This window comes from Hyunsoonleella pacifica, from assembly GCF_004310335.1.
In the GTDB taxonomy this organism is placed as follows: Bacteria; Bacteroidota; Bacteroidia; order Flavobacteriales; family Flavobacteriaceae; genus Jejuia; species Jejuia pacifica.
Genome location: NZ_SIRS01000003.1, coordinates 526,762 through 544,999 on the forward strand (window position 1 = coordinate 526,762; position 18,238 = coordinate 544,999).

An 18,238-nucleotide genomic window follows, 5' to 3' on the forward strand; every position below is an offset into this window, starting at 1 on the left:
TTTTAATAGATATAATATGAAAAGAGTTCTTGTTTACATACTTGTTTTTTTAACAATTGTTGCGTGTTCTAGTACTAAAGATGTAATTACAACACCAAACACGCCTGAAGTACCTCAAACTATTTCAATAGCACCATCATCTACGTCTGGCTATTGGCAACAGCATGTAGACTATAAAATGGAAATTGATATGGATGTAAACACCTATCAATATAAAGGCAAACAAGAATTAGTTTATACAAACAACTCACCAGATGTTTTAGATAAGGTGTTTTATCATTTATATTTCAATGCTTTTCAACCTGGAAGCGAAATGGATGTACGTTCAAGAACAATAGTAGATCCCGATCCTAGAGTAGGAGATAGAATAAGCAAACTAAAACCAAATGAAATAGGGTATATAAAAGTAAATGCTTTAAAACAAAATGGCAACTCTATTAATTATAACACAGTAGGAACTGTATTAGAAGTAGATTTAAATACTCCTATTAAACCGGGAGAAAGCGTAACCTTTTCTATGGATTTTGATGCACAAGTGCCCGTACAAATTCGCCGTTCTGGAAGAAATAACAAAGAAGGTGTTGCGCTTTCGATGACGCAATGGTATCCCAAATTAGCAGAATATGACTTTGAAGGTTGGCATGCCGATCCATACATAGGAAGAGAGTTTCATGGTGTTTGGGGTAACTTTGAAGTAGAACTAACTATTAACAAAAACTATGTAGTTGGCGGCACAGGATATCTTGAAAATGAAAAAGAAAATGGTACTAAAAAAACACTTCTTTTTAAAGCACCGAATGTACATGATTTTACATGGGCAGCAGATCCTGATTACATCCATGATACAATGCAAGTACCTAATGGACCGCTTTTAAATTTCTATTACAAAAACACTTTAGAAAACGATAAGCTAGAAAATTGGAAAAAAATGCAACCCAAAGCTGTTGAATTAATGCAATATTTTAGTGCGCATATTGGCCAATATCCTTATAAACAATATTCTATAATTCAAGGTGGAGATGGAGGCATGGAATACGCCATGTCTACTCTAATTACAGGAAATCGAAATTTTGGTAGTCTAGTTGGAGTAACCGCACACGAAATGGCACATACTTGGTTTCAGTTTTTGTTAGCTACAAATGAAGCAAAACACGAATGGATGGATGAAGGGTTCACAAGCTACATTAGCCACTGGGCTATGAACGATATATTTAATAAAAAGAACCCTAATCCTTCAGAAAACGCATATAAAGGCTATCTTTTCTTAGCCAACTCTGGCAAAGAGCAACCACTAACTACACATGCAGATAGGTATGAGTATAATCAATCTTATGGTATTTCTGCTTACAGTAAAGGAGAAGTGTTTATGGCGCAACTAGGTTACATTATTGGTAATGAAAACCTTAAAAAAACCATTAAACAATTTTTTAAAGATTGGGCATTTAAACACCCAACACCAAATGATTTTATACGCGTAGCTGAAAAGGTGTCTGGTTTAGAATTAGATTGGTATTTAACTGATTTTGCAAAAACTACAAACACAATTGATTACGCTATTAAGGCTGTTGAAAACAATAGCATTACTTTAGAGCGTAAGGGGTTAATACCAATGCCTATAGATCTTAAAGTGGTATATACCGATGGTTCTACCGAAGATTTCTATATTCCTTTACAAATGATGCGTGGCAAAAAACCAACATCTGCCACAACAATAAAAGATTGGGCTTGGGCATATCCTACTTACGAATTTACAACCTCAAAAATTATAAAGTCAGTGCAAATTGACCCTAGTGGGTTTATGGCTGATGTAAATAAAACTGATAATACTTTAGACAAAAAATAAATCGCTATTTTGGTGGTTTGGCTTCTTAATAATACTATTTTTCTGTCTCCTTATACGATTATAATCACACTAAAAAAATCAATTGAAATTTTAAATGATTCGTTTTAATTATTGGAAATAAAGACTCTTATTTTTTGATTTCACTACCTTTAACTCCAAAATAAAGGGCTCTTGAAATTAACCTATTCAAAAAAAGAAAAACTAAAAAGCAAAAAGCTCATCGAACAATTATTTGCCGAGGGGGAATCCGTTTCTGCTTTTCCGTTACGCTTAGTGTATTTAGGCACTACTTTTGAAGATAATGTAATAGCTAAAACAGGTGTTTCGGTGTCCAAACGACATTTTAAAACGGCAGTAGACAGAAACCGTATAAAACGTTTGTTAAGAGAGGCTTACCGACTTAATAAAGCCTCTTTTTTTAACAATTTATCAACGCAATATGCGTTTATGATTCTGTATATTGGTAAAGAGAAACCTACTTATGTACAAGTTGAAAACAGCATGAAACGTTTATTTGAAAAATTTTTAAGTAAAATACATCCAGATTAAATAATTATGAGACAATTACTCAAAAAGAAAATAATCATACCAGCATTTTTATGCATCGTTTTTATAAGCACAACAGCATTTAAAAACGATTTTTTTGAAATAGCTAAGCAAATTGAAATTTTTACTACGCTATACAAAGAAATCAATATGAATTATGTCGACGAGACCAATCCTGCCGACTTGATGGATACCGCCATAAAAAGTATGCTGGATGACCTAGATCCTTACACACGTTTTATGAACGAACAAGACGTGGAAGCCGCCAGAATAAATAATACAGGAGACTATACAGGTATTGGTGCGCGCGTAAAAACACTAAAAGATAAACTTGTAATAGTAGAGCCTTATAAAGATTATCCCGCAGATAAAGCTGGTTTAAAAGCTGGAGATGAAATTATTAAGGTTGGAAACATAATGGTTTCAGATTACAAAGAAGATTCAGGTAACTTATTACAAGGCGCATCTGGAAGCACAGTGGCAGTAACATTTAAACGTAACAATCAAACTAAAACAGCAACTATTGAACGTGCTGAAGTAGAAATAAAAGCAGTGCCACATTATTCTATGGTAGATAGTAAAACAGGCTATGTGGTTTTAACTAAGTTTAATAGAAAAGCATCCGCAGAAACCAGTTATGCTGTTAGAGATTTAAAAGTCCAAGGCGCAGAACGTATTATTCTAGACTTAAGAGGTAATCCTGGTGGACTGTTAAATGAAGCCGTAAATATTGTAAACTTATTTGTACCTAAGGGACAATTAGTTGTTACCACAAAGTCTAAAGTAAAAAAATACAATAAGCAGTTTTTTACAAGTAGAGCGCCCTTGGATACAGAAATTCCTTTAGTCGTATTAATTGATGGTTCAAGTGCATCTGCAAGTGAAATAGTATCTGGAACGTTACAAGATTTAGACCGTGCTGTTATTGTTGGAAACCGAAGTTTTGGTAAAGGCTTAGTGCAACGGCCTAAGCGACTTACTTATGGCACTCAAGTAAAAATTACTATTTCTAGATATTATACCCCTTCTGGAAGGTGTATTCAATCTTTAGATTATTGGAACAGAAATGAAAATGGAGAGGCGGTAAGAGTAAAGCAAGAAAACTATAACGAATTTAAAACAAAAAACGGACGTAAAGTATTTGATGGCGGTGGTGTTTTTCCTGATGTTACCGTCAATAAAATTAAAAATACTACCATTACTAAAGCTATTCTAAAAAGCGGTTTAATTTTTGATTTTGCTACAGCTTACTATTATAAACACCCGTCTTTAAGTATGGCTAACTTTAAATTAACTGATACCGATTTTAATGATTTTAAAAGTTATTTAAAGAAAAATAATTTTTCATTTACTACTGATACGGAAAAAGCACTTTATAAAGCCTACGAAACGTCTATTAACGAAAATTTAAATGATGCTATTAAAGACGATTATGAAGTGCTTGTTTCTGCATTAAAAACATCAAAAAATGAGGCTATAAATGAACATAAAAATTTTATTTTAAAATCTCTTACAGAAGAAATTGTAAAACGTTATGCCTACCGTGAAGGTTTGTATGAATACTATAAGAATAATGACGCCCATATTCAAAAAAGTACGCAAATCCTCGGAAATACTATGACGTACATGGATTATTTAAGGTAAATTTTTAAAAAATACTATCTTTATCAATCAATAGCTCCCCAGAATGCATAGACCACTTGTAATCATATTGTTATGCTTTCAAATGAGTGTTGTGTTTTCTCAAACACAATACACTCATGACGTGTATTTTAATACAGATGAATTTGTAGTACCCAAAACCGAAGAAAATCGGTTATTACTTTTTATTTCTAAACTTCAGGATATTGAAATAGAAACTATTACTATTTATGGTTTTTGTGATGATGTAGGAGCTAATTCCTATAATATGGTATTATCTCAACAACGTGCTGATGCCATTAAAACCATTTTTGCTAATAATGAAATAAGCGAATCCCTTATTAGAAATGTTGATGGGAAGGGAGAAATATTATTAAAAATTGTCAATGAAAAAGACATTTTAAAAATAAGAGGGCTTAATAGAAAAGTAGAAATAATTGTTACAGAAAAAGTAAAAGAACCTGAGGTTAAAGTAGAAGAAATAATTGTTGAAGATCCTACGGTAACAGAGCAAATAAAAGGTAATTTAGAAATAGGCGATAAAATAATTTTTAAAGATATCCTCTTTAAGACAGGTTATAGTACTGTTGTTTCAAAATCTAAGAAAACTTTAGAGGATATCGCTAAAGCTCTTGTGGAACGCGACGATATTTACTTTACTATTCAAGGTCATGTTTGTTGTACACAATATACAAGAGACGCCGTTGATAAAAGAACTAAAAAACGCAATTTATCAGTAGCTAGAGCAAAATATGTTTACGACTATTTTGTTAAAAAAGGCGTAGATAAGAGACGTATGCGCTATATAGGTATGCGTAGAAAATTCCCGTTAGGTGGCGATCCAGAATTTGATAGACGCGTTGAAATTGTAATTACCTATGTAGGTAATAACGCAAAGTAAATGAGAATGTCTCTCAAATTATATTCACTATTATGTTGTATTACACTTCTCTTTTTTAAAACAGGGTTTACGCAAACTTTTGTTCCAGACGATAATTTCGAACAAGCATTGATTGATTTAGGTTTAGATACAGCACCATTGGATGACTTTGTACCTACCGCTAATATTACTAGTGTTACAAGTTTAACCATTGATAATAGAGGTATCCAAGATTTAACGGGAATAGAGGGTTTTACTGCTTTAAATCAACTGTTTGTTGAAAACAATTTACTTACAACTATTGATATTAGTACTAATACAAATCTTCAAATTTTATGGTGTTTTAATAATGCATTACCTAATCTAAACGTAAGTAATAATCAAAATTTAATATCGCTGCGATGTGACGGGAATAGTTTAACAACACTAAACCTATCTAACAATCCAGAATTAAATGTACTAACATGTGAAAACAATACAATTCCTAATTTAGATCTATCTTCAAATACAGAATTAAACCGCTTGGTTTGTGGTAATAACCTATTAACAAGTTTAGATATATCAAATAATCCAGAAATATCAGAACTAAATTGTAGTAATAACCAAATAGTTGATCTAGACATTTCTAATAATACCTCGATAAGTATTCTAAATTGTTCTAATAATAGTATAGGCGAACTTGACGCTTCACTACAATCAGAACTTATAGAGCTAGATTGCAATAACAATCAATTGTGTTATTTAAATATAAGCAATGGTAATAACCTTAATGTTACTGCAATGAATTTTGATGGAAATACAAGTTTAACTTGTGTAATAGTTGATAATATAATGAATAATCATTCCACATGGATACCAACAAATTATCAACATTACGTAGAATCAATAAATGCGTGTAATGAAAAAGTGCCTGTAGATGTTTTAGATAATTTTATAGGAGCTTCTTTTATATTACCGCCTTTAAATAATGGCGATTATTATACCGGAATTTTAGCAAGTGGTAACCTGCTTAACGAAGGAGATACCATTACTAAAACACAAACTATTTACATATATAATGAAGATAACTGTTTTAATAACCAAAGTAGTTTTAACATTATCATATCAAACAAACCCTATCTAATTCCAAAGTATTTTACCCCTAATAATGATGGTATTAATGATGTTTGGAAAATTACAGATCCTAATAACTTAATTAATAGTATTACTATTTATAATAGACATGGAAAACTTCTAAAATTTTTACCATCAAAAACTCAAAGTTGGAATGGTATATTTAATGGAAAGCTTTTACCTAACGACAGTTATTGGTACGAAATTGTTCTTAACAGTAGAGAAATCGTAAGAGGGTATTTTGCCTTAAAACGTTAATTATCCTTAACCATAGCAATATGCGGAATACCATCTTCCATATACTCCTCTCCTTTTTGCTTAAATCCTAAATTATTATAAAAATGTCTTAAATGCGATTGCGCAGAAATTTTTAGTTTAGTTTCCTTAAAGTGTGTTTTTATAGCCTCAATAGATGCTTCCATAATTATATATCCATATTTATGAGCTCTTTCACTATGTGTAACCACCACTCTACCAATACTAGCTTTATCAAAATAATCACCAGGTTTAAATACTCTAGTATAAGCAGCTAAAATATTGGTTTTATAACCTAAAACATGCAGTGCTTTTTGATCTTTTCCATCAATATCTTGGTAAACACAATCTTGCTCCACAACAAAAACTGCACTACGTAATTGCAAAACATCATACAATTCTTGGGTAGTTAACTCATCAAATGTTTTTACAATAACTTTCATATAAAGAAATTTCTATTTGGGCGCTACCACAAGGGTCGGGCTTTCCACTATATCTTTTTATCATACTTCAAAAAAGGATGCCGCTGCAATCCCTAGCGCAACTATCAGCTAAAATTATAGTTTAATCCTGTACAATCACTTCTTTTGCATCATCCTTACCATATTCTGGTTGAATATTTACATGGTTAATATCATATTTATCTAAAACCAATGTTTCAATATCTTTTAAAATAGCATCAAATTTTGATAACGTAATATCCTCATAAAAATCAATATGAGCTTCCAAATGAATTTCATCTTCATTAAGCTGCCACACATGTACGTGATGCGTATTTTTTACTGAATCAAATGTATTTATTTCATCTACAATCTTTTGAATAGGAATACTATCAGGAGTAAACAACATTAAAACCTTAGTAGAGTTTTTTAATAAATCCCACCCCATCCAAATTAAATATAAAGCAATAGCAAAAGTTAATACACTATCTACCCAAAACAAATCAAAATATTTCATTAACAAACCACCTATTAACACAGCTACACTAGCCATCATATCTGTTAATAAATGTAAGTAAGCACTTTTCATATTCATGTTAGCCTTAGCATCTTTTTTTAATAATAATACGCTAAAACCATTACCTAAAATAGCAATAAAAGATAGCCAAATAACTAAGTTAGATGCTATTTTTTGTGGATTTTGAAAACGCTCAACAGCTTCAATTATTAATAAAATAGCAACAATTATTAAAGTTGCAGCATTAATAAAAGCAGCTAAAATTTCAGCACGTTTATAACCAAATGTTTTTTTATTAGATGCTTTTCGTTTTGCAAGCCGGTTAGCTATATAACTAACTATTAGAGATAAAACATCACTAAAATTATGAAGTGCATCACTTAATAAAGATAAACTTCCAGATATAATACCACCAATAACCTGAGCTACAGTAATAACTATATTAAGTAAAATAGAAATAAAAAGATTACGCCCTTTTAAGTCGTTATGATGATGGTGTATGTGATTATGATCATGAGAATGACCCATCTATGTTTAATAAAAATAAATTAACAAGATAACGGAATTTTATCTATTCGATTTTGATGTCTTCCACCTTCAAAATTAGTATCTAAAAACGTTTCTACCATTTGTATAGCTTGTGGTATAGCAGTAAAACGCGCAGGAATACAAAGCATATTAGCATTATTATGTTGGCGAATAAGTTCTACAATTTCTTTTGTCCAACATAAACCAGCTCTAATCTCTTGGTATTTATTTGCTGTCATTGCTACACCATTAGCACTACCACAAATAAGTATGCCAAAATCAGCAGATTTATCTACAATAGTTTTGGCAACAGGATGCACAAAATCTGGATAATCTACACTATCATGCACATCGGTACCAAAATTATTAACAGTATGTCCCTTACTTTCTAAATAGTCTTTAATAGCGAACTTATAATCTGTACCTGCGTGATCATTTCCTATTGATATTGTCATGATAGTATTAAATAAGTAATTTTACAATGCAAAGTTACTAAATACTAATACTGTTAACTAGCCTTTTAATGACTTGTTAATATCTCTTGATGAAATTTGATAAAAATAATTAGGAAAATCATTTAAAAATTTCAATCCATAACCTTTAGTTAACATCCAAATTAGTTAATGTAAATTTTTGGTTAAGTTATCAGCAATACAACGTATAGTTTTAAGTTATGTTAATAGCCTTAAATAATAAACAATTATTGTTAGTAATGGTTTTCCACAATTGTTAATAGAAAATTGAAATCAACTAGATTTTAAGATATTACAATTATTAAAGCTGTTAATTACCTATCAACAATATTCAATAAAATATATTTCAAAATAATACCTAAAAAAGTTATACCGTTATTAACACACTATTATAATCATCATTTATTTTTTTAAATTTTAAAAAGAAAATATTTATATAATATATAATGTGGATAATTTTGAATTTAACATAAAAACTACAGTTTAATATTAAAACCGTAGTTTTGTAAAAACTTGATATCTTCACTATGCTTAATTATCAAGTTTTATAGAATGAATTCCTAACACTTTTTAGGAAATGAAATGATTACAACTATTTAAATGGCAAGAAAGAAAAAACGAAAAAGATCAAATAATAAAATATCGAATCTTACAAATACAATTTTAAGTATACTAAAAAAGGACAGAAACCAAGCCTTTAACTACAAACAAATAGCTGCTAAACTTGGTGTAAATGACGCCAGTAGCCGCAACCAAATTATAAAAACTTTAGCTAAACTTGCTGCAAAACAAGAGATAGAACAAGTAGATAGAGGTAAGTTTAAAGCAATTATTAATGCAAAATATCATACAGGGATTTTAGATATGTCTGGTAAAGGAACAGGTTATATTATCTGTGATGATTTTGATGAAGATGTATTTATAGCATCTAATAATATTAATAAGGCGTTAGATGGTGATGAAGTAGAATTCTATGCCTACAAAAGGCGTAAACGAGGAAAAATAGAAGGAGAGATTACCAACATTATAAAACGTGCTAAATCAGAGTATGTAGGGGTAATTCAAATTCAAAAGAATAGTAATTATGCGTTTGTAATACCAGATAATAATAAGATGTACAAAGATATTTTTGTACCTATCAATAAAACTTTAAAAGCAGAAGATGGCGATAAAGTATTAGTAACACTAGAAGACTGGCCAGAAAATGCAGATTCTCCTTACGGTAAAGTGAAACAAATTTTAGGTAAACCAGGAGAACATAGCACAGAAATACATGCCATTTTAGCAGAATATGGTTTACCTCAAGAATTTCCTCATGAAGTTGAAGTATTTGCAAACGAATTAGATACATCTATTACCCAGTCTGAAATAGCCAAACGTAGAGATATGCGTAAAGATTTAACCTTTACCATAGACCCTAAAGATGCTAAAGATTTTGATGATGCCTTATCTTTTGAAGTATTAGATAACGGTTTATATGAGATAGGTATTCATATTGCTGATGTATCACATTATTTACAAGAAGGTACCATTTTAGATGACGAAGCTTACGAGCGAGCAACCTCTATTTATTTGGTAGATCGCGTAGTACCAATGTTACCAGAAGTATTATCAAATAACGCCTGTTCGTTGAGACCACATGAAGAGAAGTATACCTTTTCTGCAGTGTTTCAAATAAATGATAAAGCTGAAATTAAAAACGAATGGTTTGGTAGAACAGTTACGTATAGTGATGCGCGCTATGCTTACGAAGAAGCGCAGGCAGTTATCGAACAGAATCACGATTTTGTCATTCCTGCGAAGGCAGGAATCTCATCAATTAAAACACTTATACCAAAAGAAGTTTCACTCACAGAAAAAACATATAATACTACACCAGAACTAGCAAAAGCAATTTTAACCTTAGATAGACTAGCTAAAATTATGCGCCAAAAACGTATGAGCTCAGGTGCTATCTCTTTTGATAAAGTTGAAGTGAAATTCAATTTAGATGAGGATAATAACCCTGCTGGTGTATTTTTTAAAACCAGTAAAGATGCTAATAAATTGATAGAAGAATTTATGTTGTTAGCAAACCGTAAAGTATCGGAATTTATTGGTAAACAATCTCCGAAAAAAATATTTGTATATCGTGTGCATGACGAACCAGATGAAAGTAAATTAGCATCGTTACAAAATGTAGTTAGCCGCTTCGGGTATAAACTCAATTTTAAAGACAGAAAATCTACAACGGCTTCTTTAAACAACCTTTTAAAAGAAGTAGTAGGTAAAAAGGAGCAAAATTTGGTAGATACCTTGGCGATACGCAGTATGAGTAAGGCAGAATACACTACGCATAACATTGGACATTATGGGTTGGCCTTTGATTATTACAGCCATTTTACCTCGCCTATTCGTCGTTATCCTGATGTGATGGCACATCGCTTATTACAACATTATTTAGATGGTGGAAAATCTGCTAATGAAGCTGATTATGAAGAGAAATGTCAACATTCCAGTAACATGGAAATGTTAGCCACAAAAGCAGAACGCGATTCTATAAAGTACATGCAAATTCGCTTTATGGAAGATCATAAAGACGAAGAGTTTATAGGTGTTATTTCTGGAGTAACCGATTGGGGTATTTACGTAGAAATTATTTCTAATAAGTGTGAAGGTATGGTAAGTGTGCGTGATATGACAGATGACCATTATGCTTTTGATCAAGATTTATACGCTATGGTGGGGAGAAGTACAGGAATGAGTTACCAACTAGGGGAAGAAGTGATTGTAAAAGTTAAAAACACCGATTTAGTTAAGAAACATTTGGATTTTAATTTGGTGGGGAAGGTTACTGAGTAATACTTATTCAGGTAGCGGTAGAAAATCTTTTTCTTTTAGAACCTGCATTATACCTCGCAAAAGATAATTATTATCAAACCTTAAAAAATATTTTCTTGGAGAATGTTCGAAAGGCATTAACATTTTTCTTTCGATAAGACCCTTTAGAATATTAGAAATTTGCTGAGTACTTTTATTTTTTAAAACATTTTTTCTAATATCACTATTAACGATTGTTTGACTTTTATTACTAATAGTCCATTTTAAAATACTTTCTTCTACATTAGTAATTAATTTTCTATCTAAAGATATTTTTAATGCAGGTATGACGATTTCCTCTCTAAAAAATTTATAATCAAGTAATTTATCAATTTTTTCAATTTCATTTTTTAAACCTTTAAGAACAAATTCACACCATTCAGTTAACCCTATTTCCCGTCCACTGTCGGCAATGGATAACTTTTCGTTATATAAATCTCTATCAAGGCAGAAAATAGCTGTCGGATTAATTAATTTACCTTTCTTTATATTGAAGCCTTGTTTTACTAACATAGCATAAGTTAAGAGTCTTCCTGTTCTACCGTTCCCGTTTCCGAAAGGGTGGATCCACATAAATCTGTGATGTGCAAGAGCTGTTTTAATTAAATCGTACTTTGGTGAATCATTCGTTTGTATAAAGTCTACTAGTTCATCCATGTATGATTGAATTTGACTTTCTAATTCTGGTGGTTGATGAAAAGATTTTTTAATTTGAACACTGTAATTTCTGTACTTACCAGGTGTTTTATCTCCCTCTCCTTCAGGAGGCAATGGTAAATCTTTTACTACTATTTTATGAAGCTCTCTTATGAATGAATTATTTATTGGATGGTCATCAATATTTTCATCAATAAATTCCATTGCATTTTGAAGGTTGTCTATTTCAATTTTACTTGGAGTCTTTCGTGTATTTTCTTCTTCTATTCTAGTTTCAATAATTTCAGCAATTGTGGTGTTATTTCCTTCTATTCTTGCTGAGCCCAAACTTTCTAAAAGATGAAATATTTCTTTAATTTGGAAAAACATAAAGGGTCTAGTAGTTCCTCTTAAAACTTTATTCCGTAAACCTTCTAATTCCACAACCAGATTTGTAAGTTCACTATCGAAACTTGGTTGAATTAAATTTAAATCATAATGATTGAAAGACGAAATTATTTCCATATTCAAATGTAACTATTTCATTTTAATGTTAATAACATTTCATATTAAATTATGTAATGTATTGATAGTTAAGTTTTTAAAAAGTAAAAAATGTTAAAAACATTTCATTTTTAGAGTAGAAACATTTCATTTTTTAGATTACAATAATTACATTTATTAACTTCAACTTCAAGGGTGTTTCCTCTTTTAATATTTGTATTACGAATTACCCCTTCAACTTCCCTTTCAAATACCCAAAAGCAGCATCAATATCTTCAAAAACATCTTCTTGTGGCACTAAATCTGGAATAATATCTACAGCTACCAACATGTCTTTAGGTTGCTCTTTGAGTCCAACAAGAAGCACTTCAATACCTTCATTTCGTAAATCGAAAATAGTATCTTCTAAAGCATATAAGCCAGATTGGTCCATATAAGGCACACGATCCATTCTTAAAATAACTGCTTTTACTTCATCTGGTAGCCCTTTTATTTGGTCTTTAAAGTATGAAGTAAATCCAAAAAATAAAGCGCCATACAAGTGTTTTATAATCACTTTATCTTTATAGGCTTCGTAGAATTCTATTTCATCTTGCCAAGGTTTATCGCCATCAATATCTGCCACAGCTCCTACTTCTAAACCTTGTTCGCTAATATCTCCCGATTTTTTCATGAATAGTAAACACGCTAAAGCTACACCAATACCAACAGCTTGAATTAAACTACCAAAAGTGGTAATTAATAATACCAAAATTAAAACTACAGCATCTGCTCGTGGTACTTTTAATAAGTGCTTTAGTCCTTTAAAATCCACAATTTTAAATCCTATAGGAATTAATAAACCAGCCAAAACACAAAGCGGTATATGAGCCGCTAATTGCCCTAAACCTAATAATACAGCCAAAAGAAATAGACCGTGTAAAATACCAGATAAGCGTGTTCTACCGCCAGCATTAATATTAACCACAGTACCTTTTGTAGCTCCAGCACCAGGAATACCACCAATGGCAGCAGCGAGCATGTTACCAATACCCTGTCCTATTAATTCACGATTACTGTTGTGTTTAGTCTTAGTCATATTATCTGCAATAACAGATGTTAATAAAGAATCTATACTACCTAAAACAGCTAAAACAACTGCATACTCTAAAATGGTACTGTAAGCACTAGAGTCAATATCCAAAATACCACCCAATTGAAAGGATGGTAAGCCAGAAGGAATTTCTCCAATTAGAGGCACATCCATTTTAGCAAAATAAGCGATTAGTGTTGCTACTATTAATGCAACTAAAGCACTAGGTATAGCCTTAGTAACTTTAGGAAACACAAAGTAAATTAAAATAGTAATGGCACCTAGTAGGAGTGCATTTATATTAACTTCAGTAAAAAGCCTTGGTAAATCTTGGATAACGGCTATAGTAGATTTAGCAGAACCTAACCCCACAAAAGGGAAGAGTTGCAAAATAACAATAATGAGTCCTACCCCACTCATAAAACCTGAAACTACAGGGTACGGAAAGTATTTTACATAACCAGCAATATTTAAAAACCCGAAAATAACTTGGAATAAACCACCCAATAGAAAAGCAGCAAGAATGATACCCATAGCATTTTCAAGGCTTCCTGTCATCTCAATTGCAGCTGCAACAAGAGTTGCAGAAACCACCGTCATAGGTCCTGTGGGACCACTAGCCTGGGTTTCGGTACCACCAAACATTGCAGCAAAAATACCAACAGCAATAGCACCGTATAACCCTGCAGTAGCACCCATACCAGATTGCACACCAAAAGCTAAAGCAAGCGGAAGCGCAACAACGCCGGCAACTAAACCACCTGTAAAATCTCCTTTTAAATTTTTAACATTATAGAATTTTGAAAGCATGTGTTATAATTAATTATAATGGATATCGACGAAGTTAATTCAAAATTTTTTTAAAATCAATCAATTCAAAACTGTTAATGATTATTTATATCTTAGTAACTCAACACAAAAAGTAATATGGTTTTAACAACAACAGATACAATAGAAGGTTATAAAATTCAAGATTACCTTGGAATTGTTACAGGTGTTTCTAGTAATTTAAAGAAAAAGTATTCCTTTAAAACAGAGAAAAATTTAGAAATAACCTCTTCCTTAATTAACGAAGCTAAAGAAGAAGCATTTCAAAATTTAAAATCTAATGCTTCTAAGTTAGGTGCAAATGCAATTGTAGGCATAACAGTAGATTTTGAAACATCCTCAGCAATGTATTTTTTTGTTTCTGTTGTAGGAACAGCTGTAAAAATTGCTACATAAATGTTTATGTTTTCTTAAATTAAAGCTATGATGGAATAATTATTGATAATTTTACCTTCAGAAATAAAAATATAAAACAATGAAAATAATAATGTCCCTCCTAGTTTTTATGACTTCTTTTGTAACACTAGCTCAAGATAATATTGAAAAAACAGTTGGAGAATTTACCGAATTAAAAGTATACGATTTAATTGAAGTAGAATTAATTAAGTCTGATATAGATAAAGTAGTTATTACAGGTAAAAACAAAAAAGATGTTTTAGTAAATAATAAGAATGGCACATTAAAAATAAAAATGAAACTTGAAGAAGCTTTTGATGGTAGTAATACAAAAGTAAAATTGTTTTACACTAATATTGATGTAATTGATGCTAATGAAGGTGCAAAAGTTTATTCTAAAGATACTATTGAACAATTTGAAATTGACTTAAACGCTCAGGAAGGTGCTGAAATAAAAGTTGATGTAGATGTGAAATATATAAATGTAAGAGCAGTAACAGGAGGAGATATACACACTTCAGGCAAAGCTAAACATCAAGATATATCCATTTACACAGGAGGAGATTATCATGGAGAGGATTTAAAAACTGAGCGCACAGAAGTTTCAATAAGAGCTGCTGGCGAGGCTTACATACATGCCACAAAAAAAGTCACAGCAAAAGTTCGTGCAGGAGGAGACATATATATTTATGGCAATCCTGAAGAGGTAAATGAAAGTAGAGTATTAGGAGGAAGAATTAAAAGAATGGAATAGCTTAGTTGTATAGGTTATTGTTTTATATAACAATTCTTACCATCATAAACTATACATAGTTGTTTATAACCCCTGTTTTTACTACCTTGGGAACTAAACAACCCTGTATTTGTGACAAACTCCAACTATTTTTATCTATTTCTAATATTTGGTTTCTTTTTAAAACTTGCCGCGCAAGAAAGACCTCCTATAAGTGTTTTTACTCATAAAGATTACAATGCTGCATCTCAAAATTGGTCTATTTCACAGGCGGAAAATCGTCATATTTTTGTAGCAAACAACAAAGGCTTATTGGAATATAATGGTTCCAAATGGCGCTTATACGAATCTCCAAATGAAACAATCCTTCGTACAGTTCTTGCTTTAGATGATTTAATATATACAGGAAGTTATCATGATTTTGGATATTGGAAAAGAGATAACTTTGGAAAGTTAAATTATACATCCCTCTCAAAAGAGCTTAATACAAAATTCTTTGAAGATGAAGAATTCTGGAATATTAAAGCATTAAATAATTCAATAATCTTTCAGTCATTAGATCGCATTCATATTTATAATGAAAAGACAACATCTTACAGAATAATAGATTTTGATGAAGAAATAACAAGTTTATTTCAAGAAGGTTCAAATTTCTATTTCCAAAGCTTAAATAAAGGATTATTCAAAATAGAAAGTGGAAGAGCTATTTTGGTTTCTGACGACATAACTCTTAAAGACAATGTTATTGTTAATGTTTACAATCATAAAGGCGATATACTAATATTAACCCAAGATAGCGGTTTTTTCAAACTAACAAACAATCAATTAGTACCATGGGTTATTCCAGCAAATGATTTTTTACTTGATGTAAGTGTTTTTAGCAGTGTTAAACTAAAAGACGAAAGCTATGCATTAGGCACAATATCCAATGGGATTATTATACTTTCTCCAGAAGGAGATTTAAAACTTAAAATAGATCAAACCAATGGATTAAGCAATAATACCATACTATCAATCCATGAGGATAAAGGAAGTAATCTTTGGTTAGGGCTGGATAATGGCATAAACTGTATACATTTAAATTCTCCATACAGTATTTATTTTGATAAAACAGGAACGATAGGCAGTGTTTATGCATCTGAAGTATACAACGGAAAGTTATATTTAGGCACAAATCAAGGCCTATTTTATAAGGATTTAAGTAAAAACGATAGCTTTAAATTTATTAAGGGAACCCAAGGACAAGTGTGGTTTTTAGGAATAATTGAAGGCACTTTATTTTGTGGCCATAATAACGGAACATTTACAATTAGCGATACTATAGCAACAAAAGTTGCTGAAATAAAAGGGACATGGCAATTAAAACCTTTAACTAAAGACCCTTTGGAATTAATACAAGGAAACTACGAGGGATTATGTGTTTTGCATGAGAAAAATGGACAATGGCAACTAAAACATAAAATAAAAAACTACGACCTTTCAACTAGGTATTTTGAGTTTATAGGAAAAAATGATATTTACATGAGCCATGAATACAAAGGCTTATATAAATTAAAATTAAATGATGATTTTACAGAGGTAACTTCATTTTCTCTCGATACTGAATTTGAAAAAGGCATGCATTCTAGCCTTATTAGGCACAATACAAATGTATTATATTCTACACGACATGGGGTTTTTAAGTATAATAAAGATATAAAAGGATTTGAAAGAGATAGTCTTTTAAGTGTATTAATAGATAAAGATAATTTCACTTCAGCCAAGTTGGTATCAGATTCAAAAACAAATAAGCTTTGGAGTTTTTCAACTAAAGGGCTACATTATTTAACCTCATCAAAGTTAAGTGGAGAACAAAAGATATATACATTATCCTTTCCTGAGGATGTTCGTAATGATGTAGTAGGATATGAGAGTGTTACACAAATAGATAATCAACAATTTTTATTAGGGTCTACAACAGGTTATGCTATAATAGATTTAAACAGACTTACTATTAAAGAGCCAGAAGTTAAAATTGACCAAGTAGAAGTTAGTCGATTAGGTAATAATAGTAAAGCACAATTTGTAGACACATCTAATAAATTAGAACTAGAGAATAAGGATAATAATATTCAGTTTTCATATAGCATCTCTGAATACCTTAAAACACAAAAACCAGAATACCGTTACAAACTAGAAGGGATGTATGATAGTTGGAGTAATTGGTCAACCAATGGAAGTGTACTGTTTAAAAACTTACCATACGGAAGTTATACATTTTTATTAAGTGGAAGAGTTGGAAACCAGACTACACTAAATAATGCAAGTTTTACTTTCAGAATTGAAAGACCCTGGTTTTTATCAAACCTAGCAATATCAGCTTATGTTTTAGGTGTGCTTTTATTTTCGTTATTTATGCATAACGTTTACAAACGCTACTACAGGAAACAAAGGGAACGTTTAATGCAAAAAACTACTAGGGAGTTTGAGTTAAGAGAGTTAGAAAACAAACAGCAATTAATGCGTTTTAGAAATGATAAGCTAAAAGAAGATATAGAAAATAAAAATAGAGAATTAGGCATTTCTACAATGAATCTAATTAAGAAGAACGAATTTTTAAGCAGTCTAAAACAAGAATTAGAAAGTGTTGATGATAGTAAATTAAATAAGGTTATTAAAATAATTGATAAAAACTTAAACAATACAGACGATTGGAATTTGTTTCAAGAAGCTTTTAATAATGCTGACAAAGACTTTTTAAAGAAAATAAAAAGCATCCATTCTAACCTAACATCTAATGACCTACGATTATGTGCTTATTTACGTTTAAACTTATCTTCAAAAGAGATAGCACCACTGTTAAATATCTCACCAAGAAGTGTTGAAGTTAAGCGTTATAGACTTAGAAAAAAGATGAATTTACCACATGAAGCCAGTTTATCTGACTATATACTGGAGATTTAATCCACTACACTACGCAATTATACCTATACAA

General features: G+C 31.0%; 14 protein-coding genes. 9 read left to right on the plus strand and 5 right to left on the minus strand.

Annotated elements, in window-relative coordinates:
• Positions 1-16 precede the first annotated feature (16 nt).
• From EYD46_RS08500 to EYD46_RS08520, 5 genes are all read left to right on the plus strand, one after another.
• Positions 17-1,843, plus strand: a complete 1,827-nt coding sequence (locus EYD46_RS08500; protein ID WP_130936647.1) for a M1 family metallopeptidase — start codon at positions 17-19, stop codon at positions 1,841-1,843.
• 171 nt (positions 1,844-2,014) lie between these two features.
• Complete coding sequence (rnpA, locus tag EYD46_RS08505; RefSeq protein ID WP_130936648.1) at positions 2,015-2,392, plus strand: ribonuclease P protein component; 378 nt, start codon at positions 2,015-2,017, stop codon at positions 2,390-2,392.
• A gap of 6 nt (positions 2,393-2,398) precedes the next feature.
• On the plus strand, positions 2,399-4,033 hold the full coding sequence (locus EYD46_RS08510; protein WP_130936649.1) for a S41 family peptidase: 1,635 nt from the start codon (positions 2,399-2,401) through the stop codon (positions 4,031-4,033).
• A 43-nt stretch (positions 4,034-4,076) separates the two neighbouring features.
• Positions 4,077-4,931 carry an OmpA family protein gene (locus EYD46_RS08515; protein WP_130936650.1) on the plus strand — a complete coding sequence of 285 codons (855 nt, stop codon included), beginning with the start codon at positions 4,077-4,079 and terminating at the stop codon, positions 4,929-4,931.
• A 6-nt stretch (positions 4,932-4,937) separates the two neighbouring features.
• On the plus strand, positions 4,938-6,281 hold the full coding sequence (locus EYD46_RS08520) for a T9SS type B sorting domain-containing protein (RefSeq protein WP_165454361.1): 1,344 nt from the start codon (positions 4,938-4,940) through the stop codon (positions 6,279-6,281).
• On the opposite strand, the gene EYD46_RS08525 is transcribed toward EYD46_RS08520, so the two are convergent.
• The 3 genes from EYD46_RS08525 to rpiB form a co-directional block, all read right to left on the minus strand.
• Positions 6,278-6,721 (minus strand): GNAT family N-acetyltransferase, encoded by a 444-nt coding sequence (locus EYD46_RS08525; protein WP_130936652.1) that lies wholly within the window; start codon positions 6,719-6,721, stop codon positions 6,278-6,280. The genes EYD46_RS08520 and EYD46_RS08525 overlap by 4 nt on opposite strands.
• 121 nt (positions 6,722-6,842) lie before the next feature.
• Positions 6,843-7,763, minus strand: coding sequence for a cation diffusion facilitator family transporter (locus tag EYD46_RS08530; protein ID WP_130936653.1), 921 nt, complete (start codon positions 7,761-7,763; stop codon positions 6,843-6,845).
• A gap of 20 nt (positions 7,764-7,783) precedes the next feature.
• The gene (gene rpiB, locus EYD46_RS08535; RefSeq protein WP_130936654.1) at positions 7,784-8,218 is read right to left on the minus strand and encodes a ribose 5-phosphate isomerase B; all 435 of its coding nucleotides are present in this window, start codon (positions 8,216-8,218) and stop codon (positions 7,784-7,786) included.
• 618 nt (positions 8,219-8,836) lie between these two features.
• Between rpiB and rnr the strand changes: the two genes are divergently transcribed.
• The gene (gene rnr / locus EYD46_RS08540) at positions 8,837-11,077 is read left to right on the plus strand and encodes a ribonuclease R (protein ID WP_130936655.1); all 2,241 of its coding nucleotides are present in this window, start codon (positions 8,837-8,839) and stop codon (positions 11,075-11,077) included.
• Between the two features lie 3 nt (positions 11,078-11,080).
• Here rnr and EYD46_RS08545 read toward each other — a convergent pair whose 3' ends face one another.
• The gene (locus tag EYD46_RS08545; RefSeq protein WP_130936656.1) at positions 11,081-12,256 is read right to left on the minus strand and encodes a Fic family protein; all 1,176 of its coding nucleotides are present in this window, start codon (positions 12,254-12,256) and stop codon (positions 11,081-11,083) included.
• Positions 12,257-12,461: 205 nt separating this feature from the next.
• Entirely contained in the window at positions 12,462-14,117 is a 1,656-nt protein-coding gene (locus EYD46_RS08550; protein WP_130936657.1) for a SulP family inorganic anion transporter, read from the minus strand.
• A gap of 117 nt (positions 14,118-14,234) precedes the next feature.
• Between EYD46_RS08550 and EYD46_RS08555 the strand changes: the two genes are divergently transcribed.
• The 3 genes from EYD46_RS08555 to EYD46_RS08565 all read left to right on the plus strand — a co-directional run bounded on the left by EYD46_RS08555 (position 14,235) and on the right by EYD46_RS08565 (position 18,207).
• Positions 14,235-14,531, plus strand: coding sequence for a heavy metal-binding domain-containing protein (locus EYD46_RS08555; RefSeq protein ID WP_130936658.1), 297 nt, complete (start codon positions 14,235-14,237; stop codon positions 14,529-14,531).
• A 79-nt stretch (positions 14,532-14,610) separates the two neighbouring features.
• Entirely contained in the window at positions 14,611-15,285 is a 675-nt protein-coding gene (locus EYD46_RS08560) for a head GIN domain-containing protein (RefSeq protein WP_165454362.1), read from the plus strand.
• A gap of 111 nt (positions 15,286-15,396) precedes the next feature.
• Complete coding sequence (locus EYD46_RS08565; protein ID WP_229731315.1) at positions 15,397-18,207, plus strand: helix-turn-helix and ligand-binding sensor domain-containing protein; 2,811 nt, start codon at positions 15,397-15,399, stop codon at positions 18,205-18,207.
• The last annotated feature ends 31 nt before the right edge of the window (positions 18,208-18,238 follow it).